This window comes from Deltaproteobacteria bacterium, assembly GCA_016709225.1.
In the GTDB taxonomy this organism is placed as follows: domain Bacteria; phylum Myxococcota_A; class Polyangia; order Nannocystales; family Nannocystaceae; genus Xiheibacterium; species Xiheibacterium phototrophicum.
This window is the reverse complement of the sequence record JADJEE010000001.1, coordinates 159,931-185,293: the sequence shown is the minus strand read 5'-3', so window position 1 is coordinate 185,293 and position 25,363 is coordinate 159,931. Positions and strand designations below refer to the sequence as shown.

Here is a 25,363-nt window from a genome sequence, read left to right as displayed (position 1 = left end):
ATCCTCATCGGCGCGCGAGTGCGTCGCGCAGGCGGGCACAGCCGCCGACGATCACGTCGTCGGCGGTGGCGTAGCTGAGTCGGATGTGGCCGGGGCCGAAGAACGCGCCGCCCGGCACGCAGGCGACACCGTGCTCCTCGAGCAGCCACCGCGCGAGCGCGGCGTCGTCCTCGAAGCCACCGCGGGCGAGCACCTCGCCCACGTCGATCCACACGTAGAAGGCGCCGTCGGGGGGATGCATCCGCAGCCCCGGCACCTGCCCGAGCGCGGCCAGCATGGTCGCGCGTCGGCGCGTGAACGCGACATGCATCGCCGCGACCTCGTCGTCCACGCTGGCGTCGGTGAGCGCCGCCAGGGCCGCGTGCTGCGAGGGCGTCGCAGCCCCCGAGGTGGTCTGTCCCTGGATGCGGGTCGCGCCCAGCACGACCGGCTCGCTCGCGACCAGGTAGCCGATGCGGAAGCCGGTCATCGCGTAGGTCTTCGAGACCCCGTCGACGATGGCGATGCGCTCGTGCACGCGGTCGAGCGTGCGCACGACGCTGGCGTGCTCGAAGCCGTCGTAGCTGAGCCGGCGGTAGATGTCGTCGGCGAGGATCCACGCCCGCGGGGCCAGCCGCGCGACCACCTCGCCCAGTGCCCGCACGGCCGCCGCCGGGTAGCCGCAGCCGGTGGGATTGCCGGGGCTGTTGAGGATCACGACCCGCGTGCGGGGACCGATCGCGCTGGCGAGCGCGTCGGCGCCGAGCCGCCAGCCGTCGTCGGCCGTGGCCGCGACCATGCGCGTCACGCCACCGGCCAGCCGCACCATCTCCGGATAGCTGACCCACGCGGGCGTCGGCACCACGACCTCGTCGCCGGGCTCGAGCACCGCCTGCAAGAAGTTCGCGATGCTGTGCTTGGCCCCGCACGACACCAGCACGCGCTCGGGCCCGAACGCGACCCCGTGCACGCCCGAGAGCTCGCGCGCGATGGCCTCGCGCAGCGACGGCATGCCCGCAACCGGCGTGTAACCGACCGCGTGCTCGCGTACGAAGCGGGCACAGGCCTCGCGCACCGCGGTGGGGGGACGAAAGTCCGGCTCACCGGCGGAGAAGTCGAACACCTCGCGGCCGGCCGCCCGCAGCGCGGCCGCGCGGGCCGCCATCGCGAATGTCGCGGACGGTTGGATCGACGCGGCCCGCTGCGAAATCGAGTCTTCCACGGCTGCCGACGATGGTAGCAGCCGCACGTCCGGGTTTGGGGCACCGCGAGCGCGGATCGCCGTCAAGGCGCGCGCAGGTACTCGACCTGCACCTGCCCGTAGATCTTGACGGTCTCGGGCACGACCCCCTCGGGCAGCGCGAACGCGGGTGCGGCCCCACGCACGCGCTCACGCTCGCAGACCACCAGTGCCCGCTCGGCCAACCACCGCCACTGCACCAGCGACGCGAGCACGGGCGCGAACACGTGCGGTGACGCAAACGGCGGATCGACGAACACCAGATCGTAGGGCTCCCGCTGTGGCCCGCGCGCGAGCCAGCGCTCGGCGTCCACGCGGATCACCTCGCTGCGGTCGCCGAGCGCGAGCGCGTCGAGCTGCGCGCGCAGGTGTCGTCCCACGCGCTCGTCGAGCTCGCAGAGCGTCGCGAAGCGAGCACCTCGGCTGAGCGCCTCGATCGACAGCGCCCCCGACCCACCGTAGAGATCGAGCACGCGCGTGCCCTCGACCTCCGCGCCGATGCGATCGAAGATCGCCTCACGCACCCGCGAGGCGGTCGGACGCAGGCCCGGCACCCCGGTCGGCACCGTCATGAGCTTGCGCCCGCGCAGGGATCCAGCGACGACGCGTTGCATGGCGCACCGGCATCATGCCAGGCCGAAGGCCGCGCGATCGAGGGCGTCTTCCTGCTCGAGCCGGGCCCAGCCCGCGCGCACCAGCCGACGCCGGCGCACCCACGCGACCGCGACCAGCGGCAGCAGCAAGAAGAACGGCACGCCACCGCCGGCGACCATCGGGTACCACATGAAGCGGCCGGGCAAGCCGTCGCGCCACACGCCCACCAGCTCCCGCATCGGCACGCCGAACGAGCGCGTCACCGCGGCCTCGAAGCCGTGGCCCTGACGCAGCTGCGTGAAGAGCTGCCGCAGGGTCGCGCCGTCGGGGTCGCGCGCACGCATGAACTCGACCAGGTCGCGCGCGGCGGCATACGCCACGCTGGCGTCGGGGGCGTCGTTGCCGTGGAACTGCGCCTCGAGGCGCTCGAGATCCGGCACGCCAGGACCGAACACCGCCCCCGCCAAGGTCTGCGCGCGGGCGAGGCTGATGCCGCCGGTGAGGCTCTCGGCGACGCCCTCGTGGAACCACCGCGGCAGCTCGGCGCCCGCCGTCGCGCGGTGCAGCACGACGTGGGCCATCTCGTGCTTGAGCAGGCGCTCGAGGTCGGTGGGGCTGCCGTCGGGGCCGTGCCGCGCGATGACGATCTCGCCGCTCTCGGGGCGCGCCACGCCGGCGACCCAGTGGGGCATGCCGGTGGCCTCCGCGACGCGGCCGGCGTGATCGACGAACACGATCCGCACGGTGTCGTCGACGTCGCGCGCCAGCGGGACCTCCACCTCGGACCACCACGCGGGGATCGAGCGCGCGAGCGCGAGCGCGTCGTCCTCGAGCGCAGGCTCGTACTGCAGCACCGCGCGACCGATGACGATCTGCGACGACGCGCGCTCGACCGCGAAGCCCTCGGGGCGTCCGGTGCTCGCGAGCGCCGTCGAGGCGCCGGCGGCGATGAACAGCAGCAGCGCCGCGACCACGGCCACCAGCCACGACGACAACCACGACAGCGGCGAGCGCGACGACCACCCGCGGGCATCCGTGCCCTGGCCTCGTCGGGCTCGCGCATGCACACCCCGACGGGCCGACGACGCCGAACTCATGGCGAAACCTTGAGCACGACCTGGTCCTTGCGCAAGGCGTTGGCGACCAGCAGACCGATCGCGACCCCGACCACGACCAAGGTCACGCCGGCGGCGATCGCCACGCGGGCCTTGGGTGGCAGGCGACGCACGCGGCGCTCTTTCGCGCCCTGGCGCTGCGCCTGCGCATGCTCCTCCCACAACGCGGCCACGAGCCCGACTTCGTCGACCGCGGCCGCTGCACGCACGCCCAACGGCAGATCGAGGCGACAGTCGTGGGCCAGCACCACCGGCTCGGGTCGGTCCGGCACGTAACCGATGAGCACCACGAGGTCGTCCCTGTGATCACCACAGATGGTTCGACCATCGCCCGCCCCCGGACGCAGTCGTCGCACCTGCGTGCGCGGGTCGACGCTGACGCGGGTGCTGCGATCCAGCCGATCGAGCAGGTCGCGTTCCGCGGCCGATCCCGGCGCCTGCGGAGCGAGGCCGATGGCGACGGCGATGCGGCTGTCATCGCGCTCGACCGGCGTGGGTGGCGGCACCGACGGCGCGGCCGGGGACTCGGTCGCAACGTCCACGACCGGCGCGCCGTCGTCCGCCACCGGCGCTGGCGCTGGCGCCACGACCTCGGGGCTCGGCGCCTCGCCGCGCCACGGCGCCGACTCGCCGGCATCGTAGCGACGCGACTCGCCGGGCGCCGCCGCAGCGGGTGACAGCTGCAGCCACGCGGTCACGCAGGCGACCGCGCGCACGGTCGCGATCATCCCTGGCCGCCCTTGCGCACGCGCTCGAGCCACTGCCCCAGCGCCCAGGTCTCGCGCGCGCGAAAGCCCGTCACGAACTGCAGACCATACTCGCCCAGCGGCCCGATCCAACGCACCTCGGCATCGGCGACCAGCGGCGCGGCGTGGGTGGGCACCGTCAACGCGACGCGCACGCGCTGGCCGACGTGCGGCGGCGGTGTCAGCTGCACGCGCACGAGCGCACCGCCGAGGCTGAGGTTGATGGTGCTGCCGCGATGCTCGACGCCGTCGCGGGTCACGAGGATCGCGAGCGTGGTCGCGATCCTCTCCGTTCGGCGCTGTTCGACGGGCGTCATGACGTGGTGAGCGCGAGTGTGTCGGCAGCCCTCGCCGCCCGTCAACGCGAACGTGTTGCCCGCGGCGAAGGGCCGTGGGCGCGAGCGGACCGCCACGCCTTCAGGGCGGCAGCGCCGGGCCCGGATCGCCGCGCGCGGGTCGACGCCGCTCTGCGAACCACACCCGGTATGCCTTCATCTTGCGGGCCTGCTCCGCGGGCACGCGCCGCTTGCACGTGCGCGCCTCGGCGCTGCCGGCCGCCGCGCCCCAGCGCAGCTCTGGGCACTCGTTGGGGTTGTAGGCCATCTCGAACGCCGCGCGCCGCTCGATCAGCTGCGCGAGCGTCAATCGCTGGCGTGAGCCGTCGCTGCGCGTGTACTCGAACGCGAGCGATCCATCGGCCGCCTTGGCGTCGCGCTGGCGCTCGAGCGCGGCGACCAGCGCGTCCATGTCCTGACCGTCGCGGGCGAACGCGGCCGCGTTGCGGCGAACCTTGTCGCCGAAACCGAGCACGAGATCGATCGCGATGAGCAGCCGCAGGTCGCGGGCCGGAGTCGCGAAGTTCTCCCACGCGCCGGTGGTCTCGAAGATCGCGTGGCCCGCGGGCATGGCGATGACCCCGCCGCCGCCGGCGAAGTGCGCCTCGCCGTTGTCGACGGAGGTCACGCGCACCCGCGCGGCCTCGAGCAAGGCCAGCATGGCCTCGTCGAGCGCCCGCGCGGCGTCGCGGGGCCCCGGGGTCACCAACGCGTCCATGCGATCGTAGAATGCGTTCGCCTCGAGCGTGCGCTGCTCGTCGCTCACGTCGCCGTAGCCTGGTCGCGACGCCAGCTCGGCGTCGTCGATGGCGATGATCTCGCTCGCGCCGCCACGGGTGACCTGCGCGAGCGGGCGAAACGCCTTGAAGCCGCTGCCGCCCAGGCCGGGGTCGGCGTTCCACAGGAAGTTGCCCTCCCAGAAGCGCTTGCGCGTGATGCTGCCGTCGGGCTGCCCGTCGATCGCGTAGAGGATGCCGGGATCGTCGCCCGACGGATCGACCAGCTCCACCACCACGAACACGTGGCCGTAGGGATCGGCATAGATGACGCCGGGCCGCAGTCCGCGACGGGTCAGCGCCACGGGGTAGAAGTCGGTGTCGTCGTCGCCGAAGGCCGTGCGTCCGTTGCCGGTGTGTACGCCCCACGCGAGCGTGCGTCGGAAGTACTTCTGCACCACGCCGAGTTCGCCGGGCTTGCTGCCGTCGCTGGCGTTCTCGGGCGGACCGACGACCGTGCGCAGCTTGCCGCAGCGCGGGGCCTTGCCGGGGGCCCCGCGGGAGCAGCCGCGGAAGCCGAACGGCAGCCCGCGCTTCCACGCGTAGTAGGCCCGCAGGAAGTACGGCGTGTCGGCGCAGTCGGGCCGCAGGAACATGCCGACCTTGGTGTCGGCGGCGTCTTCGTTCCACCCGAGGTGATCGTGCAGCAGGTTGCGCCTGCCATCGGCGGTCAGCTCGTGCAGCGCGGTGCGGGCCAGCTCCTCGCCGCGCGGCGCGTGGAAGAGCGTGCGCACCCACGCCGAGAACAACGCCTCCTCGGCACCGTCCCACGCGCGCGTCACCGGCCAGACACCCGCCACGCTGGCCTCGCGCACGCGGACGCGCGCGCGCGCGCGCGGCTCGACGCGCGTGCACACCAGACCCGTGCCACCCCGCCCGACCACCACCTCCAGCACGCCGGCTGGCGCCGCCGCGACGCGGGCGATGGTGATCGCCGGCACGCCCGCGCTCACCTGCACGTCGGCGCCGGGATCGCCCGCGCCGTCGATGCGCAGCGCCAGCGCGGCCTCGCCGTCGAGGGTTGCCGCGACGATCGTGAGCGGTTCACCGACCACGGGATGCTCGGGCGAGACCATCAGGCCGACGTCGGCAGCGGCGCGTGTCGGACAGCTTCCGGCCTCGGCGGCCGTCGGTGGCGGCGCAGGCCCGCGCGGTGCGGCCGCAGCCGCCGCGGCGTCACGGGCCACCGGCGAGCTGGCCTCGACGCGGGCTTCGCCGTCGGGCGCGGGCGCGGCGGCGCCCTGCCCCGCGCCGTCCTGCTTCACATCGGCGCGATCGCAGGCCGCGAGCACCAGCACGATCGCGGCCGCGATCGCGCGCCGCACCAGGTTCACCGCGGGCATGCGCACCACCTGCATGCATACCAAAACCGTGGAACCGCTCGCCAGCACCGCGCGCGGGCCCGTGGTGGTGGCCGCGCCGGCGGCCGTGCTATCGATGCAACATGCGCGTGCTCATCGCGGACAAGCTCCCTGCGGCCGGTGTGCGAGCCATCGCGGCGCTCGGCATCGAGGTCATCGACAAGCCCGGCCTCGATGCCGCGGGACTGCCGGCGGCGTTGGTCGAGACGGAGGCCGAGGTCCTCGTGGTGCGCTCGACCAAGGTTGCCGCGGAGTGCTTCACCGCGGCGCCGCGCCTGGGCCTGGTGGTGCGCGCCGGCGCCGGTGTGAACACCATCGACGTCGCCGCCGCCAACCTCCACGGCGTGTTCGTCACCAACTGCCCCGGCAAGAACGCGATCGCGGTGGCCGAGCTGACGCTCGGCCTCGTACTCGCGCTCGATCGCAGCCTCGTCGACGCTGTGCTCGAGATGCGGCGCGGCTCGTGGAACAAGAAGCGGTTCGGCCAGGGCGGCGGCCTGCACGGTCGGCGCTTCGGCCTGGTCGGCTTCGGCCACATCGGTCGCGAGGTCGCGGCCCGGGCCCAGGCGTTCGGCATGCACGTCGAGGTCTTCGATCCCGGGCTCGACGACGGCACCGCGACCCTCCTCGAGGTCACGCGTGCCGCCGATCTCCACGCGCTGCTGCGCAGCTGCGACGTCATCAGCGTGCACGTCCCCTACGGCAAGCACACCCACCACCTCATCGGTGGCCGCGAGCTGGCGATGCTCAAGGACGGCGCCATCCTGATCCACACCGCGCGGGGCGGCGTGGTCGACGACACCGCGCTGGCCGAGGCCGTGCGTTCGGGTCGCATCCGCGCCGCGCTCGACGTGTTCGAGGACGAGCCCGCCGGCAGCGAGGCGACCTTCGCGTCGCCGGTGCGCGAGCTCGCGGGCCTCTACGCGACACCGCACATCGGCGCATCGACGGCGCAGGCCGAGCTCGCGACCGCCGAAGAGGTCGTGCGCATCATCGACGACTACCTGCGCACCGGCAACGTGCGCGCGGCGGTCAACCTCGAGCGTGATCGCGCCGCGCACTACACCGTCGTGGTGCGCCACCGCGATCGCGTCGGCGTGCTCGCGGGCATCCTCGGCGGCCTGCGCGAGGAGCAGCTCAACGTGCAGGAGATGAGCAACGTCGTGTTCCAGGGCAGCGAGACCGCGTGCGCCACGATTGCGCTCGAGAACCAACCCAGCGCAGCGTTGCTCGAGCGGCTGCGCGCACAACCCGACGTGCTGGCGGTCGACCTGCGCGCGATGCCGTGAGCGCTCGTCCCCGCATCGTCGCCGACGACGCGATCCCGTGGGCCCGCGAGGCGCTCGGGGCCCTCGGCGAGCTGACCTTGCGGCCCGGTCGGGCGATCGACCGCGCCAGCCTGCGCGAGGCCGATGCGCTGGTGGTCCGCACCATCACGCGCGTCGACGCAGCCCTGGTGGCGGGGACCCCGGTGCGCTTCGTCGGCACCGCGACCGCTGGCGTCGATCACCTCGATGTCGCGGGTCTCACGGCGGCCGGCATCACGGTCGCGAGCGCGGCCGGCTGCAACGCCACCGCGGTCGCGCAGTACGTGTCGTGTGCGCTGCACCTGCTGGCGCTCGAGCGCGACCGCGAGCTGTTGCGCGGCCCCATCGCCGTGATCGGGCTGGGCCAGGTCGGGCGTCGCGTCGTGCACCGCCTGCGCGCACTCGGGGTCGAGGTGCGCGTCAGCGATCCGCCGCTGGCGGTGGCCCGTGCCCGTGCACCGCTGGCCGGCGACGATCCACTGACCCGCCTGGCCCGCGAGGAGCCGCTGCTGAGCCTGGCCGAGGCCACCACCGGCGCGCGCGCGGTGACGCTGCACGTGCCGCTGGTCGCCGACGGCGATCACCCCACCGTCGGCTTGGTCGGCGACGAGGTGCTACGGCGGCTTCCCCAGGGCGCCTGCGTGCTCAACACCAGCCGCGGAGGCGTCGTCGACGAGCAGGCACTGCTGCGCTGGCTCGACGCCAGTCGCGGGCAGGCCGTGCTCGACGTGTGGTCGGGCGAGCCCGCCATCGATCTCGCGCTGGCCGATCACGACGCCGTCCGGCTCGCGACCCCGCATGTCGCCGGCTACACCGTCGAGGGCAAGGTCGCGGGCACATCGATGATCGCCGACGCGCTCGCGCAGCACCTCGGCACCCGCAGCCACTGGCGCGGCGACGAGGTGCTCGGCGCACCCCAGCCGATCGACGCGCCCGACGGCCCAACCGCACTCGCGCGTCGCACCGCGGTGCTGCGCGCGTGCAACCCCATCGAGCGCGCCGACGCTTCGCTGCGCGCGACCTTCGGCATGCCGCTGCGCCAACGCGTTGCGGCGTTCGAGGGGTTGCGTCGCGACTACGAGCTCCGCCGCGAGCTCGCCCACTTCGTGCCGCCCCGCGAAGCCGCGGAGCTGCTGTGCGTGCTGGGCCTCGCAACCCCACCGCCGCCCGCGATCGTGCTGGTCGCCCACGGCAGCCCCGACCCCGACTGGCGGCTGCCACTCGATCGCACCGTCGCGCAGCTGCGCGAGCGCGCCCCCGGCCTGCTCGTGCGGCTGGCGTTCCTCGACCACCTCACGCCGCGTGTGGCGGAGGCGATCGCGGGTCTGCACGCCGAAGGTCACCGACACGTGCGTGTGATCGCGGCGTTCCTCTCGCCCGGCGGCGGACACGTCAAGCGCGACGTGCCCAACCTGGTCGCGACCGCCCGCGCCGCGCACCCCGATGCCGTCATCGAGCTGGTGCCCGGTGCGATTGGTGCCGAGCCCGAGCTCGTCGATGCGTTGGTTCGCGCGACCGTGCGCCTCGCCCACGACGTCGACGCACCGCCGGGCGGCTAGTACCTCGACACAGCGATGGTGATGGGTCAGAACGCCGTCATGGCCGCGACTCCGCAAGGCGCCGTGCCGCCGGAATACCGGGCGTATTTCAAGGTGCGGCAACGCAGCGAGGCGCGGTCAGGGCGGTGTTATGGCCCGTCACTATCGCTGTGTCGAGGTACTAGTATGTATTAGGAGCCTTCCTGGGCGGGACCGGCGGGCTGCTGCGTGCGCAGCGTGAAGCCCACGTCGGTGTGATCCGAGTCGGCGCCGAAGATCGCCAGCCACTCACCACGACCGAGCCGTCGATCGATCGACTCGCCCGCGCGCAGCTCGAACGCCTGCGGATCGATGTCCTCGATCGGCATGGTCCAGTTGGTCACGAAGCCGTGGCCTGCGGCCGGCCGCATGAAACGCACCCAGCCACCCGCGTCGCCGCTGACCTCGATGTGCGAGACACCGTCGAGCTCCGCCTCGAAGGCGCGCACCGTGTAGAGGCCACCGTGCTCGCCCAGCGGGCCGCGGGTGCCGTCGTCGCCGCAGCGCAGCCGCACCTCGACCCCCGCCCACAGCGCCTCGGCGCGCTCGACCTCTGCCGCCGCGAAGCCGGGGTAGTACACCCGCGCGCGCTGGAAGTAGTCGCGCTGGATCTCGTCGACGCTCTGGTCGAACAGGCCCACCAACGTCGCCTCGAGCGCGCTGGTGGAGCCGCCCTCGGCGACGTCCTTGGCGAGCGCACGCATGCCGAACGCGCCCTTGCGATCGTGCACGTATCGCATGAAGTGGGCGGCCCCGGAGTAGTCGAGCTTGCCCGCGCGATAGGCCTCCTTGCTCAGGTGGAGGTTGTCGATCGGCCGCCCGTGCTCGGGATCGGGGCGGTGCCACACGTCGTCGCCGGAGTAGATCTCGGCGAGTCCCTCTTCGACGAAGTAGGTGTGCGAGGTCGAGTCGAGCACCGCATGCACGACCTCGTGGGTGATGCTGCGGCCGGTCGAGAACAGCACCCGCGTGCCGGGGAAGAAGCAGCCGGTGCGGTTCTCGCCGCAGTGCTCGGTGACGTCGTCGAGCCAGTAGACCACGATCGGATCATCGTTGCGTGGGCGCCCGAGTTCCTTCTCGACGGCGTCGACGTGTTCGTCGAAGGCTGCCAGCGTGCCCTCGCAGACGGGCTCGTCGAACGCCGTCGCGATCCGCATGCGCTCGGTCTCGTAGCGGATGTCGGGTAGCGCATTGCAGCCGAATGCAAGCGCGATGTGAAAGCCCGCCAGCAGCGCTCGCGTTGGACCGACGTGTGGACGACGTGCATGGTGCTCGCGCTGGCGGCCGCAGCTGCGCCCGTCGAGGCGACACGCCCACGCTCGACCCTCGGAGGGGTTCGCACCGGCGGCGTCGAGCCCAAGAACGCCGTGACCCTCTCGGGCATCGTCAACGCGCCGAACTTCGCCGCCGGCGTCGGCTACGAGCGCGCGGTCCATCGCCTGGTCACGGTCGGCGCGCGCTTCGAGTACGCCATCCCCCGCAACGGCTACGCACACCTGCAGGGGCTGACGGAGACGCTCGCCGTGGCGGTGTGGGTGCCGCGGACCTTCCGCGGATTTTTCGCCGAGGCATCGCTGGGCGTCGCGCAATCGGTGCTCGCGGCACAGCCGTTGTTCCGCCGGGTGGCGATCGTGCCGGGACTCTCGGCCGGCCTGCGCTGGCGCTTCGGGAAGACCTTCTTCGTGGGCGCACAGGTCGGCCTGCGCTGGGGCAGGCCGGTGCGCAACGACCCGGCAATCTGCACCTACGCGGCCGCCTGCCCGGCGACCCGCAGCGGCGCGTTCGTCCGCGCTGCCCTCGACCTCGGCTTCGCGTTCTGAGACCACCATCCAAGGGCCAACGCCGCCGGCGCCGGGGCCTTACAGGGATAGCTCACAAAGCGAACATCGTGCCCCAGGCCGCCGTACGGCCGCGGCGGGGCCACCTCGCCCCGCCCGCTAGAACGAGCCCGCGATCACCGCGCGGAAGCTGTCGGTGCCGAGCTCGCGATCGAAACCGTGGGCGTACTGCAGGCCCAGGGTCACGGTCTCGCCGTAGCCGAGTCGGAACGTGAACAGCATCGTGGCGCCGGCGGCAACCAGCAGGTCCTTGAGGCCGAGCGCACCCGACCAGGCCCCGCCCCAGTCGACGAACGGCAGCGCACCGACGCGCTGGAAGAACAGCGGCACCGTGCCGAGCCCGCGATCGGCATCGTAGATCGGCAAGCGATACGCCAGCGACGCAATCCCATAGTAGCGACCCGCGATGGTGTCGCGCTTCTGCGGGTTGTTCGGCCCCGCGTAGCCGCGCAGCAGCCGGCACGCGCCCGCGGTGGTGGGCAACCGCGAGAGCAGCGACATGATGATGTCGGTGCCGTAGTTGTAGTCACCGACGCAGAACGCTCCGCGACCCGGGATGCCGCCCGCCGATGCGCCGCCACGCAGGGTCAACACCAGCGACTGGTGGCCCCGCCACGGCATCGGAATCGACTCGCGGTAGGCGAACTCGCCCTGCAGGTCGGAGTAGTCACCGCCGATGCGTCGATCGAGCACGCTGACGTCGATGCTGGCGGAGCGCCCCCGCTCGGCCCCGAAGGCGAAGCGGTTGCGGCCATCGAACTCGTTCGAGTAGCTGACGCCCATCGACACCACCGCAAAGTCACCGACCTGCGGCAGCGAGGTCGCGGGCGCGTTGGGATCGATCGGCGTCTGTCCGGCGTCGAGGTTGCGCACGCGTGTGAACGCGTAGCCGACCGAGGCGTCGGCACTGTGTCGCGCCTGCCTCAGGATCGGCACGCCCATGCCGACCGCGAGTCGCGTGGCGCGCTCGCGGTATCCCGTGACCTGGTAGTTGCCCGCGCGGTCGGGCCCGTTGTCGTAGAGGTAGCGAGCGAAGCTCCGGCGCTGCGAGTACGAGCGACTGAACGAGGCCCGCAGGGTCGGGAACAACCGCGAGGTCTCGTAGCTCACCGCACCCGTCGCGACGCGGGCATCTGCGATGTAGTTGAAGTTGCCGGCCAGCGCGTGCAGGCCCGCGGCGTCCGCCACCGTGGTGCCGAAACCCAGCGCCGAGCCCTGGGAGCCGGTGATGACGTCGAGGGCCCCGAGCGCCAGCACGCGGGGGTACATGGTCTTGATGGGGCTGTAGCGCTTGCTGCTCGCCGACGGCGGTCGGCCGCCCGCGCCCGGCAACGGCGTCTTGGGATCGTCGGCGGGCGGGAGCCACGAGGTCGAAGGCGGCACCGGCAGCCACTTCGCGCGGTCGAACGGCATCAGCCACAGGTCGTAGCCGTAGGTCGAGTAGCCGACGTACGCGACCTTGCTGCCGTCGTTGCTGATCGAGGGCTCGAACGCCGCGCCGAGCACGTTGCTGACCTGGAACAGCTCGCCGCTCGCGACCTCGTAGGCGTAGAGGTTGAACACTGCGTCGCGATCGCTGGAGAACACCACGTAGCGCCCGTCGGGCGACCACGTCGGCGACAGGTCCATGTGGCGGTCGGCGGTGATGCGCGTGGTCTCGTCGCGGTCGCGATCGTAGAGATAGATGTCGCGGTAGCCGCCCTCGCGCCAGCCCGAGTACGCGACCGTGCGGCCGTCAGGGGAGAAGCGCGGGGTGAACACCTGCGAGATCTTCGACACCGCCGGCAGCTCGGTGACGTCGCCCGAGGCCAGGTCGAGGAAGCCCAGACGGCTCTGCGCGACATCGTTGCGGCGGAACACCACCGTGCGGCCGTCGGCGGACACGTGCGGCTCGGAGGCCCGCAGCCCGAAGGTCAGCTGCTCGGCGTCCTTGGGGTCGCCGCCGTTGTAGCGGTAGAGGTCGCTCCAGCGGTAGCGGAACTCGAACGCCGCGGTCTGCTCGAAGATGATGTCGCCGGTGTGACCGACGAACGACGACTCGCCGGTGCTCTCGATGTCGAGCACATGCTCGACATCGAGATCGACGCCCTGCCGCCCGATGCCGACGCCGTCACGGATGCGACCGCCGGTGGACGCAATGCGCTTGAGGCCCTCCTCGCGGTGGCCGTCGGCCTTGTAGAAGTAGATCCAGTCGTCGTCGGGTGACCACACGGGGTAGCGGGTCGCCTCACCCGAGAACGTCAATCGTCGGCCCTGCCGCAGGCCGCGATGGCGGATGCGCCGGGCCTCGGCCTCGAAGCGCTCGGTGGTGTCCTGCTTGAACTCCTGCCACAGGGTCTGGAAGTCGACCCCGAGCACCTTCATCACCGCGCGGTTGATGCCGAACGGCACCACCTGCCGCGCGTACATGTGGCTGAGCTCGCCGAGCTTGTCGTGGCCGTAGTGCGCCGCGATGTAGCCCATGAAGTGCGAGCCGTAGAGGTACACGCTGTTGCCGTGCGGGAAGATGCGCGCGACGCTGGAGACCTGATCGAGCGCCTGGAACTGCCGCTCGAGCACCGCCATGCGCATGAACGCGTCGAAGTGCGCCGAGCGACGGCGCCCCTGACTCGACAGCCGCGACTCCTCGACCACCGCCACGCCCTCGACCATCCACCGCGGCTGCACGACGTTGGGCGAGGTGATCTTGCCCAGCACGCCGAAGCCGAGCAGCGCGTTCGCCAGCCGCGAGAGCCCGTGCACGGTGTCGAGGTGCACCACGTGGGTGAGCTCGTGGGTGATGAGGATGTCGAGCCAGTCGTCGTAGGCCTCGAGCGGCGACTGGGCCTCGGGCGCAGTGGTGAACGCGTTGATGCGGGGATACGGCACCACGTTGGCGCTGCCGTTGGCGGTGTCCTGATCGTCCACCAAGGTGACGTGGATCTTGAGGAAGACGTCGTGCGACCACCCCAGGGAGAGCTCGCCGTAGGCCTTCTCGGCCACCATCGCCACGCGATCGGCGGCCTCTTCCTGGCCGGCGTAGTAGTGCACGAAGAAGTGCTCGGTCTCGATGGTTCGCCAGCGCAGGTCGGGGTTGCCGGCGCGCGCCGAGCCCGGCCACGCCAGCAGGACCCACAGCACCAACAGCGCCAGCGCCGTGGCCGGGCGCGACCGCAGGCGGCCGCGCCTCACCGCGCCTCCGCCGTGCTTCCGGCGAAGGCATCGATCGCCGCCAACAGCTCGCGCGGGCACTGCTCGGGCACCGCGTGGCCGCAGGCGAGCTCGCACCGCTGGGCCCGCGGCAGCGCCTCGTGCCAGCGCGTCGGATCGCCTGGCACGAGCGCGACGTCGTGCTGCGCGCCGACCAGCAGCGTGGGCGTCGGCACAGCTGCAAAGGCCCCCGCGAGCGCCGGCACGCGCGATAGCTGCAGCAGCATCGCCCGCGCGGCCGCGAGGCCGCCGTCGCGACCGAGCCGATCCCAGTAGACCGACGCGGCCAGCTCGTCGAGCGTGGCAGCGCCACTGCGCCAGCTCGTGAGGGTGCGGCGCAGATCCGCCGCTCGGTAGCCGCGCACGAACGCGACCTCGCCGATGCCGGGCAACGCCGCGAGTCGGCGCTCGTGGGCCAGCGCGAGCTCGCCGAACGGCGGCGTGATCGCGACCAGCCGCACGACCGCGTCGGGGCGCAGCACTGCCAGCGCCATGCCGACCAGGGCACCGACACCGTGCCCGACCAGCTCGACCCGCGGCACCGCCATCGCGTCGAGTGCCGACGCGACCACCAGCGCCAGCCACGACAGCTCGTAGTCGCGGACGTCGGCCGGCGGCGGACGATCGCTCTCGCCCGCACCCGGCAGATCGAGCACGAGCTCGCGGCGGCGCTCGTCGGCGAGCTCGACCACGGCACCGAACTCGTGCCCGCACAGCAGCAGCTCGTGCAGCCACAGCCGCGGCAACGGGTCGTCGGCGGGGCCGGTGTCCGAGACGAACAGCCGCAGCCCCTGCCCGCCCGCGACCGTCAGCAACCGCGAGCGATCGCGTGCGCCGACGGCCCCGCTCACCCGCCGTCCTCCTGCGCTTCGGCGGCGCGACGCGGTCGCCCCTCGTTGACGAACCGCTGTCCGCCGCCGTGCTGGAGGTGCTCGGGGAAGCGCCGCTCCATGATCTCGAGCACGCGCACCTCGGCGTCCTCGGCGTCCTCGACCTCGAGCACCTCGCGCGCCAGCGCCTCCATGTCGGACAGCGTCGAGCCGCGGATGATGTTCTTGATCACGGGAATCGCCGAGGGGTGCATCGACAGCTCGCGCACGCCCAGCCCGACCAGCACCCAGGTGTAGCGCGGGTCCGCAGCCATCTCGCCGCACAGGCTGACGTTGATGCCGGCGGCCTTGCCGGCAGCGCTGACCTTGTGGATGAGCCGCAGGATCGCGGGGTGCAGCGGACGATAGAGATACGACACCTCGTCGTTGGTGCGGTCGATCGCCAGGGTGTACTGGATCAGATCGTTGGTGCCGATGCTCATGAAGTCGACGTGGCGCGCGAGCACGTCGGCCACGAGCGCCGCCGATGGCATCTCGACCATGATGCCGATGGGCACCGACTGCGCGTGGGCGATGCGCTCCGACTCGAGCTGCGAGCGCGCCTCGGCGATGGCCGCCAGTGCCGCCCGCAGCTCACCGACGCCGCTGACCAGCGGCAGCATGATCCGCAGCGGACCGTGGACCGCCGCCCGCAAGAGCCCACGCACCTGGGTGATGAACATGTTGCGCTCGCGCAGCGCGAGTCGCAGCGAGCGCAGGCCCATCGCGGGGTTGTGCTCGCGTTCGCCGTAGCGCACGAGATCGGTCGGCTTGTCGGAGCCGAGGTCGAAGGTGCGGAACACCGCCGGATGGGGCGCGACCCTGCGCAGCACCTGCTTGGCGTGGCGGTAGTGCTCGTCCTCGGTCGGCGGCACCTCGCGGTCCATGTAGATGAACTCGGTGCGGTACAGCCCAACGCCCTCGGCGCCGTGGAAGAGCGACGATGCGATCTCGGCCTCGAGCGCCACGTTGGCGCGCAACACGATATGCGTGCCGTCCTTGGCGATCGCCGGCAGCCCGTGCTCCCGCTGCACCCGCTCCTCGAAGACGTCGTAGCGGGCGCGCACGTGCTGCCAGCTCTCGAGCTCCGCGGCGGTCGGGCGCACGAGGATGCGCCCGTCGATCGCGTCGACCACCACGGTGTCGCCGCTCTGGACGTGCGCGAGGATGTCCTCGACGCCGACCACCGCGGGAATCTCGAGCGAGCGCGCCATGATCGCGCTGTGCGAGGTCTGCCCGCCGACGCCGGTGACGATGCCCACCACCTGCGCGCGCGCCAGCTCCGCGGTGTCGGCCGGGCTGAGATCGTGGGCGATGACGACGCTGCCCGGCGGTGGCTGCAGCTCGCCGTCCCCCTGATCGCTCATGTGCAGCAGCACGCGCTCGGCGAGGAAGCCGATGTCGCTGCTGCGCTCCGCGAAGTACTCGTCGTCGGCACGCTCGAGCGTCTCGCGGATCTCGCCGGCGACGCGGTCGACCGCCCACTCGGCGCTGATGTTCTCGTCGCGGATCAGCGCCTCGACGCGCTGGCGCAGGTCGGGGTCCTGCACCATCAGCTGCTGCGCTTCGAGGATCGCCCGGTGCTCGCCGTGGGGTAGTCGATTCTTGATGGCCTCGAGCTGCGCGTGGGTACGCCCGATGCCGAGCGCGAAACGAGCGACCTCGCCGTCGGCCTCGCCGCCAGCGATCGCGCGGCGGGGCACGTGGAAGTGTCGACGATCGATGACGTACGCGTGACCGATGCCGACCCCCGGGCTGGCTGCGGTGCCCGACAGCTCCCTGCGCTGCTCGAGCGCGGCGTTGGCGATCGGCCGGCTGCCCTCGGAGCTACGCCGCGGCCGCGCGCCGTCCTTGTCGGAGTCGCTCACGTCTCACCAAAGCCCTCGACCACCAGTGCGGACAGCGCCTCGTATGCGGCATCGGCCTGGGCACCGGTGCAGCGCAGGGTCACGGTGGTGCCCTTGGCCGCGGCCAGCATCAGCACGCCGAGGATGCTCTTGCCGTTGACCTCGCGATCGCCGGCGCCGATCCACACCTCGGCGTCGAACTTGCTGGCCAGGCCGACGAACTTGCTGGCCGCCCGCGCGTGCAGGCCCAGGGTGTTCACGATGGTCAGGACGCCTCTTTTCTCGCTCATCCGCTCTCGCCCGCTCCCTCGGCGTCTTCGCCGGTTCGGTTGCGTCGCGTGACCGCGACGGCGCGACGACCCGCTTCGGCGCAGGCCTCCGCGATGCGCTCGAGCGGCAGCCCGACGCGATCGACGTGGCTGAGCTTGAGCAACATCGCGATCGAGAGGCCCGACACCACCACCAGCGAGTGGTCTTCGCCCTGCCGCTGCGCGCACTGGCAGGGGCTCGCACCCAGCAGATCGACCAGAATCACCACGCCACGGCCACGATCGGCGGCCGTGATGGCGGTACACATCACCGCCGACAAGGTCGCGTTCTCGCCGACCCCGGCGTCGATCGCCACCACGTCGTCGAGCGAGCCCGGCGCCGCGATGCTGCGCGCCGCCGACAACATCGCGCTCGCGGTGTTGCCGTGCCCGACCACCGCGACGCCCACTCGTGCCTGCGCGTTCATGTCGACCTCCCGACGTCACGATGACGCACGACCACCCGTACGCGCTCGTTGTCGACGGCCATGCCGACGATGCGCTGCTTGAGCGCCTCGACCAGCGCGACCGATCGGTGCTGGCCGCCAGTACACCCGAGCGCGACCGTCAGGTACGAGCGCCCCTCGGCGCGCATTCGGGGAATCACGAACTGAACCATGGTCTCGACGTGTCCGAGGAACTCGCGGGCGTCGGCCTGCTCGAGCACGAACCGCGCGACCGGCTCGTGCAGCCCCGAGAGCGCGCGCAGCTGCGGGTCTTCGTAGGGGTTGGCGAGGAAGCGACAGTCGAACACCATGTCAGCCTCGCTGGGCACGCCGCGGCGGAACGCGAACGACTGCAGCACCACGCGCAGCCCGGTGCCGCCGGCGTAGCGGTCGCGCACCAGCTGCCGCAGGGCTCGGCCGACCAGCATGCTGCTGTCGACGATGGTGGTCGCGCGCTCGCGGATCGTCGCCAGCGCGGCGCGCTCGAGATCGATCGCCGCCGGCAGCTCGCCCATGGGATGCAATCGACGGGTCTCCGCGAAGCGCCGCACGAGCACCTCGTTGGCGGCCTCGACGAACAGCACCTCGATCGCGACGCCGGCCTGCTCGAGCCGGGCATGGATCTCGGTGAAGGCGGCCAGGTGCTGGGTGTCGCGGGCGTCGACACAGACCGCGACCGCACGCTCGGGGTCGCTGCGCTGCACCAGCTCGACGAGCTCCGGCAGCAGCGGGATCGGGCAGTTGTCGACGCAGAAGACCCCGAGGTCCTCGAGCGCGCGCAGGGCGGTCGACTTGCCGCCGCCCGACAGCCCGGAGATGATCGACAGCCGCATGGTCACTCGACCTCCGTCATCGGGATGATGCCCGACGAGCCGGCCGGCAGCGGCTCGGGGCTCCAGTCACCGCCGCCGGCGGCGGCCAAGCGGGCGTTGATCTTGTCCTGGAACTCCCGCGCGCTGTCGTGCCCGCGGTACTTGAGCAGCTGGTTGCGCGCGACGACCTCGATGAGCGAGGCGATGTTGCGACCCGGTCGCAGCGGCATGCGCACCAGCGGCACGTCGACGCCGAGGATCGGCCAGACCTGGCCCTCGGTACCGAGGCGGTCGAAGTCGCCCTCGTCGACCTCGGACAGCTCGACGACCACCTCGATCTTCTTGTTGTCGCGCACGGCCGCCACGCCGAACAGGTGCGTGATGTTGAGGATGCCCATGCCGCGGATCTCCATGTGGTGCTGATGGAGATCGTTGGCGGCCCCCCACACGGTGTCGGGCGGGCGCACCGTGACCTCGACGACGTCGTCGGCGACCAGGCGGTGCCCCTTGAGCACGAGGTCGAGCGCGGCCTCGCTCTTGCCCACGCCGCTGCGGCCGATGAGCAGCACGCCGACGCCGAGCACATCGACCAGCACGCCGTGGATGCTGGCGGTCGGCGCGAGCAGCTCCTCGAGCCGTCGGGTGATGCGCGAGATGAAGGTCGAGCTCATCAATGGCGAGCCCAGCAGCGGCACGCCGGCATCACGCGCAGCGTCGACGAGCGCGTCGGGCGGCTCGAGCCCGCGCGTCACGACCAGCACGCAGGGATCGCGGGCGAGGTACAGGCGCAGCGCCTGCGCGACCATGCCGGGCTCGAGGCTGAGCAGATAGTCGATCTCGGTCAGCCCCAGCACCTGCACGCGATCGGGGTACACGTGCTTGGTGAAGCCGGCCAGCGCGAGCCCCGGCTTCTGGATGCGCGGCCGCGCGATGCGTCGCTCGAGGCCACCCCAGTTCGAGAGCAGCTGCAGCTGTAGACCGGCGGTGCCCTCGGACAGCAGCTGGCGAACTTCGACCCAGGCCTCGCGGCGCATCGTGGACTCGGCTTTCTTCGCGAGGGTTCGGACGCCGCGGCGCTAGAAGAGCCGCCGCCGCTTGCTGCTCGACAACAGGCCCAGCTGCTCGCGGTACTTCGCGACCGTGCGCCGCGCGATGTCGATGCCGTCGGCCTTGAGCAGCTCGACCAGGCGTTGATCGCTGTACGGGTGGGAGGTGTCTTCGTCGTCGATGAGCACCTTGATCTTGGTCTTGACCGCCTCGGACGCGAGGTCGTCGCCGTTGCTACGGCTGATGCCGGCGTTGAAGAAGTACTTGAGCTCGAAGATGCCCTGCGGCGTGTGCACGTACTTGTTGGTGGTCACGCGGCTGACCGTCGACTCGTGCATCTGGATGTCCTCGGCGACGTCCTTGAGGATGAGCGGCCGCAGGTGTTCGACCCCGCGATCGAAGAACTCGCGCTGGAACTTGAGGATGCTCTTGGTGACCTTGAGGATGGTGCGCTGCCGCTGCTGGATCGAACGGATCAGCCACTGCGCCGAGCGCAGCCGCTCGGTGATGTACTCCTTGGCCTCGCGGCTCTGGCCCATGGCGCCGCGGTAGAAGCCGCTGATCTTGAGCTTGGGCAGGCCGTCGTCGTTGAGCGTGACGATGTACTCCTCGCCGATCTTGGCGATGTACACGTCGGGCACGATGTACTGCGGCTCCTCCGACGCGTAGGCCCGCGCGGGGCGCGGCTCGAGGCCGAGCACGATCTTGGCGGCCTCGTAGACCTCTTCGATGTTCTCGCCCGTGTCGCGGGCGATCGCCGGGTAGGCGCGCTTCTCGAGGTTGCCCAGGTGCTTGGAGATGATCGCTCGCACCAACGGATCCTCGATGGGATCGTCGGGGTGGTTGACCTGCACCCACAGCGCCTCCGAGAGGTTGCGCGCGGCGATCGACACCGGATCGAGGTTCTGGATCCGCCGCAGCACCTCCTCGATGCGCAGGCAGGAGTAGCCCGAGCGCTTCGAGATCTGCGGCACCGTCTGGTCGCGCATGTAGCCCGCCGGCGACAGCGAGCGCACGATCCACTCGGCGATGTCCTCTTCGACCGGCGTGAAGTTCGACAGCCGGATCTGCCACATCAGGTGCTCGGCCAGGGTCTCGGGCCGCGACGCGGTGGCCTCGAGCGACGGCATCTCGTCGTTCTCGACCCGCACGCCCGAGCCGGTCGCCGGCGCGTAGCTGTAGTTCTCGAGGTAGGCCTCCCAGTCGAAGTTGTCCTTGGGACCATCGTCGACCTTGAGCTCCTCGGCGCGCTCGCGGGTGGCGCTGCGATCGCCGGCGTCGTCACGTTGGGTGTCGAGACCGTCCTGCATCTCGACCGACGACACCGGCTCGTCGACCGTCGAGCCCAACTCGGCGTGTTCGTCGAGCAGCGGGTTCTCGAGCAGCTCCCCGCGCACGAGGTCCTGCAGCTCGATGCGCGAGAGTTGGAGCAGCTTGATGGCCTGCTGCAGCTGCGGCGTCATCACCAGCTGCTGGCTCATCCGCAGCTCTTGGCGCATGTTGAGGGCCATGAGCGATCAGGAACTCCGTCGAGGCATCCGCGGCAAGGGTGGGCTCGTTCGCCAGGCCGACGGACGTCGGACGGCGGCGTGACCGCGACCGGCAGGATAGCACTGTCGGCGTGCGATGGCGGCCCGACGATTGCAAGTCGCGGCGGGCCCCGCAGCGCGATTGGGGCGCTCGCGTCGGCGCGCCGGGCCGCCCGCGGGTGGGCGGCCGAGCGCGCGACGCTCTGGGGTCGCCGCGGGGGCGCGCGCTCGTCGGTGCGCGGCGGCCCTCGGCGCGCGCGCTACATCTGTGCGCGCGCGTAGTCCGTGACCGCGGCGATGTACGCCGCGAACAACGGGTGCGGCGCCGTCGGGCGGCTGCGGAACTCCGGGTGGAACTGGCAGCCCACGAAGAACGGGTGCGCGCTGGTCGGCAGCTCGACCATCTCGACCAGCCGCGCGTCGGGCGACAGCCCCGACAGCACCAGGCCGGCGCCCTCGAGCTTCGCGCGGTAGTCGTTGTTGACCTCGTAGCGGTGACGATGGCGCTCCGAGATCAGCGGCGCGCCGTAGATCTTCGCCGACAACGTACCGGGCACCAGCTGACACTCGTAGGCGCCCAGCCGCATGGTCCCGCCCTTGTCGATCACCTCGGCCTGATCGCTCATCAGATCGATGACGCAGTCGGAGCCGGTGGGCGCGAACTCGCGGCTCTGTGCGCCGGTGATCCCGGCGACGTCGCGCGCGTACTCGATGACCGCCATCTGCATGCCGAGGCAGATGCCCAGGAACGGGATCTTGTTCTCGCGGGCATAGCGAATCGCCTCGATCTTGCCCTCGCTGCCCCGCTGTCCGAAACCACCGGGCACCAACACGCCGGCCATGCCCCGCAGCAGCTTGGCGGCGCCACGCACCACGATCTCCTCGGCATCGACGTAGGTGATGTCGACCGCGGCGGCGTGCGCGATACCACCGTGCACGAGCGCCTCGGAGAGGCTCTTGTACGACTCGGCGAGGTCGACGTACTTGCCGACCATCGCGATCTTCACGCGCTGCTTGGGTGCGCGGATCGACTCCACGATGCGCTGCCACTCGCCGAGCTGGGGATCGCGGCTCCAGATGTTGAGTAGGTCGCACAGCTTGTCGTCGAGCCCGGCCTCGTGCAGCGCCAGCGGCACCTCGTAGATGGTCGGCTTGTCCTCCAGTGGGATCACGCAGTCCATCTGCACGTTGGTGAACATCGCGATCTTGTCGCGGGTCGAGCGATCGATGCGCTGGTCGCTGCGGCACACCAGCAGATCGGGCTGGATGCCGATCTCCCGCATCTTCATGACCGAGTGCTGGGTCGGCTTGGTCTTCAGCTCGCCGGCGGTGGCGATGTAGGGCAGCAGCGTCAGGTGCACGAACACCGCGTTCTCGCGGCCGACCTCGAGCCGCAGCTGTCGAATCGCCTCGAGGAACGGCAGACTCTCGATGTCGCCGACGGTGCCGCCGATCTCGACGATCAGCACGTCGACGCCGTCGGACGCCGCGGTGATGGCCTCTTTGATCTCGTTGGTGACGTGCGGGATGACCTGCACCGTCTGCCCGAGGTAGTCGCCGCGCCGCTCCTTGCGGATGACGGACTCGTAGATCTGCCCCGAGGTGTAGTTGCTGTGCCGCGTCATGCGATGCGACACAAAGCGCTCGTAGTGTCCGAGGTCGAGATCCGTCTCGGCGCCATCGTCGGTGACGAACACCTCACCGTGCTGGGTGGGGTTCATCGTGCCGGGGTCGACGTTGAGGTACGGGTCGAGCTTCTGCAGGCCAACGGTGAGCCCGCGTGCCTCGAGCAACGCGCCCATGCTCGCGGCGGTCAGGCCCTTGCCGAGCGACGACGCGACGCCGCCGGTGACGAAGATGAACTTGGTTCGCTTGGATCGCCCGGGTCGCATCGCGCTGCACCTTTGCCACGTCGGGTGCAACCGCGAAAGCGGCGAGCCCGACTCCCGGGCGTGCACGTTATCACGGATGTCAGCGCCGCCAACGTGCGGCGTGACGCCACGCGAGTGCGTCGGCGTCGGCATTGTCTGCGCCGCCACCGGTGGCGCCACCGCCTGCGGCGGGGCCGCGCGTGCCGGCGCGCCGTTGCACGGCCACCGCGGCTGCGGCGGCGACGTGCGCACTCGCCCGCTCCGACAGCGCGGCCGTGGGCTCGGTCACGTGGGGATGCTCCGCGATGTAGCGGGTCGTGACCGAAGTCCCCCGCGCAAAGTCGGGCTCGTCGAGGATCCGCCGGTGCAGCGCGAGGTTGGTCTCGACGCCGAGCACCACCGTCTCGCGCAGCGCCCGACGCATGCGCGCGATCGCCTCGTCGCGATCGCGACCCCAGGTCGCGAGCTTGGCGATCATCGGGTCGTAGTGCCGCGACACCTCGCTGCCCTCGGCGACCGCAGCGTCGACCCGCACCTGGCCGCCCTCGGGCCAGCGCAGCGTCGTCACGCGACCGGGCCGCGGCAGGAATGTCACCGGATCCTCGGCGTAGATGCGGCACTCCACCGCGTGACCGCGTCGCACGACGTCGGCCTGGCCGTAGCCGAGCGGCTCGCCGGCCGCCACCCGCAGCTGATCCCACACGAGATCGCGACCGCAGCACAGCTCGGTCACCGGGTGTTCCACCTGCAGGCGGGTGTTCATCTCGAGGAAGTAGAAGCGCGGGCCGTCGGCGGTCTCCTCGAACAGGAACTCGACGGTGCCGGCGCTGCGATAGCCGACCGCGAGTGCAGCCCGCACCGCGACCTCGCCCATGCGCGCGCGCACCTCGTCGTTCATCTGCAGGCTGGGTGAAGGCGATTCCTCGATCACCTTCTGGTGGCGACGCTGCACCGAGCAGTCGCGCTCGCCGAGCCAGACGCAGTTGCCGAACGCGTCGGCCATCAGCTGGATCTCGACGTGGCGGGCGGTCAGCACCGCGCGCTCGATGAACACGCGACCATCGCCGAACGAGGCCTCGGCCTCGCGCTGCGCCGCTGCGAACGCGGCCCCGACGGCGCCCCGCTCGGTCACCACGCGCATGCCCTTGCCGCCGCCGCCGGCGCTGGCCTTGATCATGACGGGGAAGCCGATCTCGGCCGCGACCGCATCCGCGTGGTCGGCATCGACGACGTCGTCGACACCGGGCACCACCGGCACCCGCGCGGCGGCCATGGCCTTGCGCGCGCGGACCTTGTCGCCCATCACGTCCATCGCGGCCGCGGGCGGACCGATGAACGCGATGCCGGCGGCATCGCAGGCGGACGCGAGCGCTGGACGCTCCGAGAGGAACCCGTAGCCCGGGTGGATGCCGTCGGCACCGCTGCGCCGGGCAGCGTCGATGATCGCCTCGACCCGCAGGTAGCTCTCCCGCGCGGGCGCGGGTCCGATGGCGATCGCCTCGTCGGCCTCGAGCGCGTGGAGGGCGTCGATGTCGGCGTCGCTGTAGACCGCGACCGTCGCGATGCCATGCTCACGGCAGGTGCGAAACACCCGCCTGGCAATCTCACCGCGGTTGGCGACCAGGACCTTTCGCAGGCTCGGCACGATGCGGCGCGGTTGTACCACGGCCGTCGCGGGCCGCATCCCGCGGCAGCGCGTCGGGGGCCGCGCTCGGACCGTCGGCCTCGGTGCTCGACGCGGCCTCGCCGGGCTCGTGCGCCGGGGTCGACGGCGGTGCCACGTCGGCGGCCCCGGTGACCACCGCTGCGGCGTCCTGCTCGACGCCGATCGGACGCGCCAGCGTCGGCGGCGGCGGCTCAGGCCACAGGGCCGGCGGTGAACGGTCGCCGCAGCCCGCCAGCATCCAACAGGCCGCGCTCGCCAGGGCCCGCGCGGCCGGACGCATCAGTCGTCCTCGTCTTCGGCGGCCGCGGTCTCGTCGGCGTCGCCACCGGCGGCGTCGTCGTCACCGATGCCGGGCGCGTCGATCTCGGCCGCGTCGTCCGGCAGATCGTCTTCGCCGAAGGTGCCTTCCTCTTCGAAGTCGGCGTCGCCGTCGGCGTCGGCCTCGGTGGTGTCGTCGTCCTCGGAGCTCGCGGCCTGCTTGTTCAGCGCCTCGGGGTCGGCCTGCAGCTCGTCGACCTCGGCCTCGTCGTCGTCGGCCTCGCCCTCGTCCTCTTCGAGCGCGCGCAGCGACGCGGCCTCGAGGAAGGTGTGCTCGCCGGCGGTCACGCGGAGCTGGCGACGCTGCTCCTCGATGAAGTCGAGCAGCGCCGAGTCGACGTCCTCGCGGAAGCGGACCGAGTTCGCACTCACCTCGCGCAGCGCGGTCACGCCTTCCTTGTTGTCGCACTCGATCAACGCACGACCCCGCCCCTCACTCAGCGCACGGGCTCGCCGCGAGGCGAGGATCGTGAGCGCGAAGCGATTGGGGACGCGAGCAAGGCAATCCTCGACGGTGACGCGGGCCATGGGCGGCGAAGTATGTCGAGCACCGCACGGGGGTGCAAGCGCCGATGGCCGACCGCGTCGGCGGG

General features: G+C 71.6%; 22 protein-coding genes. 3 read left to right on the top strand and 19 right to left on the bottom strand.

The window, feature by feature from the left end; all coding sequences use genetic code 11:
• Window positions 1–4: 4 nt before the first annotated feature.
• From IPH07_00800 to IPH07_00775, 6 genes are all read right to left on the bottom strand, one after another.
• Complete coding sequence (locus tag IPH07_00800) at window positions 5–1,201, bottom strand: pyridoxal phosphate-dependent aminotransferase (protein ID MBK6915914.1); 1,197 nt, start codon at window positions 1,199–1,201, stop codon at window positions 5–7.
• A gap of 62 nt (window positions 1,202–1,263) precedes the next feature.
• Complete coding sequence (rsmD, locus tag IPH07_00795; protein ID MBK6915913.1) at window positions 1,264–1,833, bottom strand: 16S rRNA (guanine(966)-N(2))-methyltransferase RsmD; 570 nt, start codon at window positions 1,831–1,833, stop codon at window positions 1,264–1,266.
• 12 nt (window positions 1,834–1,845) lie between these two features.
• Entirely contained in the window at window positions 1,846–2,910 is a 1,065-nt protein-coding gene (locus IPH07_00790) for a hypothetical protein (protein MBK6915912.1), read from the bottom strand.
• Window positions 2,907–3,656 (bottom strand): hypothetical protein, encoded by a 750-nt coding sequence (locus IPH07_00785; protein ID MBK6915911.1) that lies wholly within the window; start codon window positions 3,654–3,656, stop codon window positions 2,907–2,909. Before IPH07_00785 ends, IPH07_00790 begins: the two co-directional genes overlap by 4 nt.
• Window positions 3,653–3,991, bottom strand: coding sequence for a PilZ domain-containing protein (locus IPH07_00780; GenBank protein MBK6915910.1), 339 nt, complete (start codon window positions 3,989–3,991; stop codon window positions 3,653–3,655). Before IPH07_00780 ends, IPH07_00785 begins: the two co-directional genes overlap by 4 nt.
• Before the next feature lie 100 nt (window positions 3,992–4,091).
• A complete protein-coding gene (locus IPH07_00775) occupies window positions 4,092–6,143 on the bottom strand; it encodes a hypothetical protein (GenBank protein MBK6915909.1) in 2,052 nt (683 codons plus the stop codon).
• 86 nt (window positions 6,144–6,229) lie between these two features.
• Between IPH07_00775 and IPH07_00770 the strand changes: the two genes are divergently transcribed.
• Together IPH07_00770 and IPH07_00765 are read left to right on the top strand one after the other, a co-directional pair.
• Window positions 6,230–7,435 carry a hydroxyacid dehydrogenase gene (locus IPH07_00770; GenBank protein MBK6915908.1) on the top strand — a complete coding sequence of 402 codons (1,206 nt, stop codon included), beginning with the start codon at window positions 6,230–6,232 and terminating at the stop codon, window positions 7,433–7,435.
• Complete coding sequence (locus IPH07_00765; protein ID MBK6915907.1) at window positions 7,432–9,012, top strand: hypothetical protein; 1,581 nt, start codon at window positions 7,432–7,434, stop codon at window positions 9,010–9,012. Before IPH07_00770 ends, IPH07_00765 begins: the two co-directional genes overlap by 4 nt.
• A 170-nt stretch (window positions 9,013–9,182) precedes the next feature.
• Here IPH07_00765 and IPH07_00760 read toward each other — a convergent pair whose 3' ends face one another.
• Window positions 9,183–10,187: a hypothetical protein gene (locus tag IPH07_00760; GenBank protein MBK6915906.1), complete on the bottom strand. Its 1,005-nt coding sequence runs from the start codon at window positions 10,185–10,187 to the stop codon at window positions 9,183–9,185.
• 93 nt (window positions 10,188–10,280) lie between these two features.
• Between IPH07_00760 and IPH07_00755 the strand changes: the two genes are divergently transcribed.
• Window positions 10,281–10,850, top strand: a complete 570-nt coding sequence (locus IPH07_00755; GenBank protein ID MBK6915905.1) for a hypothetical protein — start codon at window positions 10,281–10,283, stop codon at window positions 10,848–10,850.
• A gap of 117 nt (window positions 10,851–10,967) precedes the next feature.
• Here the strand turns inward: IPH07_00755 and IPH07_00750 are convergent, their stop codons facing one another.
• The 12 genes from IPH07_00750 to IPH07_00695 all read right to left on the bottom strand — a co-directional run bounded on the left by IPH07_00750 (window position 10,968) and on the right by IPH07_00695 (window position 25,298).
• On the bottom strand, window positions 10,968–14,039 hold the full coding sequence (locus IPH07_00750) for a PD40 domain-containing protein (GenBank protein ID MBK6915904.1): 3,072 nt from the start codon (window positions 14,037–14,039) through the stop codon (window positions 10,968–10,970).
• Entirely contained in the window at window positions 14,036–14,908 is an 873-nt protein-coding gene (locus IPH07_00745; protein MBK6915903.1) for an alpha/beta hydrolase, read from the bottom strand. The genes IPH07_00750 and IPH07_00745 overlap by 4 nt, the downstream gene beginning before the upstream one ends.
• The gene (gene ptsP, locus IPH07_00740; GenBank protein ID MBK6915902.1) at window positions 14,905–16,794 is read right to left on the bottom strand and encodes a phosphoenolpyruvate--protein phosphotransferase; all 1,890 of its coding nucleotides are present in this window, start codon (window positions 16,792–16,794) and stop codon (window positions 14,905–14,907) included. Before ptsP ends, IPH07_00745 begins: the two co-directional genes overlap by 4 nt.
• Window positions 16,791–17,063 (bottom strand): HPr family phosphocarrier protein, encoded by a 273-nt coding sequence (locus tag IPH07_00735; GenBank protein MBK6915901.1) that lies wholly within the window; start codon window positions 17,061–17,063, stop codon window positions 16,791–16,793. The genes ptsP and IPH07_00735 overlap by 4 nt, the downstream gene beginning before the upstream one ends.
• Window positions 17,060–17,509 carry a hypothetical protein gene (locus IPH07_00730; protein ID MBK6915900.1) on the bottom strand — a complete coding sequence of 150 codons (450 nt, stop codon included), beginning with the start codon at window positions 17,507–17,509 and terminating at the stop codon, window positions 17,060–17,062. The genes IPH07_00735 and IPH07_00730 overlap by 4 nt, the downstream gene beginning before the upstream one ends.
• Window positions 17,506–18,360 carry an RNase adapter RapZ gene (rapZ, locus tag IPH07_00725; GenBank protein MBK6915899.1) on the bottom strand — a complete coding sequence of 285 codons (855 nt, stop codon included), beginning with the start codon at window positions 18,358–18,360 and terminating at the stop codon, window positions 17,506–17,508. The genes IPH07_00730 and rapZ overlap by 4 nt, the downstream gene beginning before the upstream one ends.
• A 2-nt stretch (window positions 18,361–18,362) precedes the next feature.
• A complete protein-coding gene (gene hprK / locus IPH07_00720; GenBank protein ID MBK6915898.1) occupies window positions 18,363–19,373 on the bottom strand; it encodes an HPr(Ser) kinase/phosphatase in 1,011 nt (336 codons plus the stop codon).
• Between the two features lie 42 nt (window positions 19,374–19,415).
• Window positions 19,416–20,897, bottom strand: a complete 1,482-nt coding sequence (gene rpoN, locus IPH07_00715) for an RNA polymerase factor sigma-54 (protein ID MBK6915897.1) — start codon at window positions 20,895–20,897, stop codon at window positions 19,416–19,418.
• A gap of 278 nt (window positions 20,898–21,175) precedes the next feature.
• Complete coding sequence (locus tag IPH07_00710) at window positions 21,176–22,807, bottom strand: CTP synthase (protein MBK6915896.1); 1,632 nt, start codon at window positions 22,805–22,807, stop codon at window positions 21,176–21,178.
• Between the two features lie 79 nt (window positions 22,808–22,886).
• A complete protein-coding gene (locus IPH07_00705; protein MBK6915895.1) occupies window positions 22,887–24,470 on the bottom strand; it encodes an acetyl-CoA carboxylase biotin carboxylase subunit in 1,584 nt (527 codons plus the stop codon).
• Complete coding sequence (locus IPH07_00700; protein ID MBK6915894.1) at window positions 24,391–24,732, bottom strand: hypothetical protein; 342 nt, start codon at window positions 24,730–24,732, stop codon at window positions 24,391–24,393. The genes IPH07_00705 and IPH07_00700 overlap by 80 nt, the downstream gene beginning before the upstream one ends.
• Window positions 24,732–25,298 carry a DNA-directed RNA polymerase subunit omega gene (locus IPH07_00695; protein MBK6915893.1) on the bottom strand — a complete coding sequence of 189 codons (567 nt, stop codon included), beginning with the start codon at window positions 25,296–25,298 and terminating at the stop codon, window positions 24,732–24,734. The genes IPH07_00700 and IPH07_00695 overlap by 1 nt, the downstream gene beginning before the upstream one ends.
• Window positions 25,299–25,363 lie beyond the last annotated feature (65 nt).

Coding starts and splice junctions, on each gene's coding strand:
- IPH07_00735 (MBK6915901.1), bottom strand. CDS start 17,063: ATGAGCGAGAAAAGAGGCGTCCTGACCATCGTGAACACCCTGGGCCTG.
- IPH07_00710 (MBK6915896.1), bottom strand. CDS start 22,807: ATGCGACCCGGGCGATCCAAGCGAACCAAGTTCATCTTCGTCACCGGC.
- IPH07_00700 (MBK6915894.1), bottom strand. CDS start 24,732: ATGCGTCCGGCCGCGCGGGCCCTGGCGAGCGCGGCCTGTTGGATGCTG.
- IPH07_00730 (MBK6915900.1), bottom strand. CDS start 17,509: ATGAACGCGCAGGCACGAGTGGGCGTCGCGGTGGTCGGGCACGGCAAC.
- IPH07_00770 (MBK6915908.1), top strand. CDS start 6,230: ATGCGCGTGCTCATCGCGGACAAGCTCCCTGCGGCCGGTGTGCGAGCC.
- rapZ (MBK6915899.1), bottom strand. CDS start 18,360: ATGCGGCTGTCGATCATCTCCGGGCTGTCGGGCGGCGGCAAGTCGACC.
- IPH07_00705 (MBK6915895.1), bottom strand. CDS start 24,470: ATGCGGCCCGCGACGGCCGTGGTACAACCGCGCCGCATCGTGCCGAGC.
- IPH07_00785 (MBK6915911.1), bottom strand. CDS start 3,656: ATGATCGCGACCGTGCGCGCGGTCGCCTGCGTGACCGCGTGGCTGCAG.
- rsmD (MBK6915913.1), bottom strand. CDS start 1,833: ATGCAACGCGTCGTCGCTGGATCCCTGCGCGGGCGCAAGCTCATGACG.
- IPH07_00780 (MBK6915910.1), bottom strand. CDS start 3,991: ATGACGCCCGTCGAACAGCGCCGAACGGAGAGGATCGCGACCACGCTC.
- IPH07_00695 (MBK6915893.1), bottom strand. CDS start 25,298: ATGGCCCGCGTCACCGTCGAGGATTGCCTTGCTCGCGTCCCCAATCGC.
- IPH07_00790 (MBK6915912.1), bottom strand. CDS start 2,910: ATGAGTTCGGCGTCGTCGGCCCGTCGGGGTGTGCATGCGCGAGCCCGA.
- hprK (MBK6915898.1), bottom strand. CDS start 19,373: ATGCGCCGCGAGGCCTGGGTCGAAGTTCGCCAGCTGCTGTCCGAGGGC.
- rpoN (MBK6915897.1), bottom strand. CDS start 20,897: ATGGCCCTCAACATGCGCCAAGAGCTGCGGATGAGCCAGCAGCTGGTG.
- IPH07_00760 (MBK6915906.1), bottom strand. CDS start 10,187: ATGCGGATCGCGACGGCGTTCGACGAGCCCGTCTGCGAGGGCACGCTG.
- IPH07_00775 (MBK6915909.1), bottom strand. CDS start 6,143: ATGCAGGTGGTGCGCATGCCCGCGGTGAACCTGGTGCGGCGCGCGATC.